The following is a 1,575-nucleotide window of genomic DNA, read 5'->3' on the forward strand; positions in this document are numbered from 1 at the left end:
GAGCCGGCGCACCCCTGCCCGATCCGGGGGTGCTTTCAGGGGCCTGATACGATCAGGCGGGCGTTCTAGGGATGGGCCCGCTGTGTCCAGGCACCCGTATTCAGAGCCTCCGTGGTTGCCTCCTCCGTGGCGAAATACTCCAGGGATTCGCGCGACAACGGAGGCCCGTCCAGGGGGTCCGCCGTACCGACATACCAACCCTTGGCGGATGCCATGGGCTGGAGTTCGACATGGTGGCCGAAGTATTCAAAAGCGATCTTCCCGTACATCCTCGCCTCCTGTTATCCGTACCGGATCCGGTGGAACACCTGGAGTTCTTCCTCCACGGAAAACCCCTTGAGGTGGTAACTCCGGATCTCCTGATCCCCGGTCTCGAAATCGATCTCGGGTTCAGTGGAGAACCACAGGTCGATGCCGGTTGGGGGATCACTGGAGGGGTGAACAGCTCCCTTGCGATTGAGGAACGCCACGGCCGCTTCGACCGCCGACCGGTCCTCGGGATCTTCGGGGTCCATTCGGACGCCCTCGGAATCGATCCATCCCCGCTGGGAGGGTTCGCCAAGTTCCAGATCGACGGGCTTCCATCGCTCGAACGTGATCTTGATACGCGCAGTCATGGTCTGTCTCCGAATGGAGGGGACAGACCGCCCCCACGGGGGACGGTGTCCCCGTGGTGGGTGAAGTGAATGGATCGACCGGCGAAGCCGGCGCACCCCTGCCCGATCCGGGGGTGCTTTCAGGGGCCTGATACGCTCAGGCGGGCGGTAAAGCCGTCATTCCCGAGGGTCGCGTGCGGCCCTGGGGAATGACGCCACCCCTTGCCAATAGCCGGGGTGGCGGTTGTTCAACCTCTCTCATGGGACCCGCCACAGGCAAATGCCTGGGCGGGCGTGGTCTTCCTGCATCCTCACCATTCCTCCGGCTCTGGAATCGTCCAGTCTCGCGTGAGCACGGCTCCGAATTTCCCGCCGGTTTGCATGATGTGGTGGATGCTGTCTTGAGCGCGGTCGATGTTGAAACGTCCGAAATAGTGCTTGATCTCGCGCCCCTCGCCGCCGAGCGTGTCGATGCACTGCACGAACGCGAAAGTGCCCTGCATCGAGGAGACCACTTCGATCTTGCAGTCCGGATCTGACACTCGAAAAACCATCGTTCCGGACTGGATCACATCGTCATGGTTAAGCATTGCGAGCCCCCGGAAAGCGAGCGGCCCCTCGCCGGTTGCGCCAGACATCGCGCGCCGCGCGTGCTGCGGCGGCGCGCGTTTCTTCGTTGGGCTGATGTGGCAACAACCGAGCGTTCTCCCGGTTGAAAACCAAGGACCCGTCCTCGCCCTTGACCCACGACTCAGGATCGACAAGCCAGTAGTCACAGTCGAAATCGTTGTGCCCGTAGACGCAGAGTTCCGCGATCACGATCGTTCCATCGTCTTGGTGTATCTCCAATGTACTCAATGCCATTGGTTTGCTCCTATCGTTCAGGGTGAAGTGAATGGATCGACCGGCGAGCCGGCGCACCCCTGCCCGATCCGGGGGTGCTTTCAGGGGCCTGATACGCTCAGGCGGGCGGTAAAGC

4 protein-coding genes are annotated in these 1,575 nt (G+C 62.1%); all 4 read right to left on the bottom strand.

What is annotated here, in order from left to right; all coding sequences use genetic code 11:
- Positions 1–65: 65 nt before the first annotated feature.
- On the bottom strand, positions 66–269 hold the full coding sequence (locus tag D105_RS0114045; protein WP_018878816.1) for a hypothetical protein: 204 nt from the start codon (positions 267–269) through the stop codon (positions 66–68).
- A 12-nt stretch (positions 270–281) separates the two neighbouring features.
- Entirely contained in the window at positions 282–617 is a 336-nt protein-coding gene (locus D105_RS0114050) for a hypothetical protein (RefSeq protein WP_018878817.1), read from the bottom strand.
- Positions 618–907: 290 nt separating this feature from the next.
- Positions 908–1,186 carry a hypothetical protein gene (locus D105_RS14335; protein WP_155987720.1) on the bottom strand — a complete coding sequence of 93 codons (279 nt, stop codon included), beginning with the start codon at positions 1,184–1,186 and terminating at the stop codon, positions 908–910.
- A partial coding sequence (locus D105_RS15165) for a hypothetical protein (RefSeq protein WP_231366858.1) occupies positions 1,179–1,575 on the bottom strand: 397 nt, incomplete at its 5' end. The genes D105_RS15165 and D105_RS14335, both read right to left, overlap by 8 nt.

This window comes from Thioalkalivibrio sp. ALE28 (genome assembly GCF_000377425.1).
In the GTDB taxonomy this organism is placed as follows: Bacteria; Pseudomonadota; Gammaproteobacteria; order Ectothiorhodospirales; family Ectothiorhodospiraceae; genus Thioalkalivibrio.

Coding starts and splice junctions, on each gene's coding strand:
- D105_RS0114045 (WP_018878816.1), bottom strand. CDS start 269: ATGTACGGGAAGATCGCTTTTGAATACTTCGGCCACCATGTCGAACTC.
- D105_RS0114050 (WP_018878817.1), bottom strand. CDS start 617: ATGACTGCGCGTATCAAGATCACGTTCGAGCGATGGAAGCCCGTCGAT.
- D105_RS14335 (WP_155987720.1), bottom strand. CDS start 1,186: ATGCTTAACCATGACGATGTGATCCAGTCCGGAACGATGGTTTTTCGA.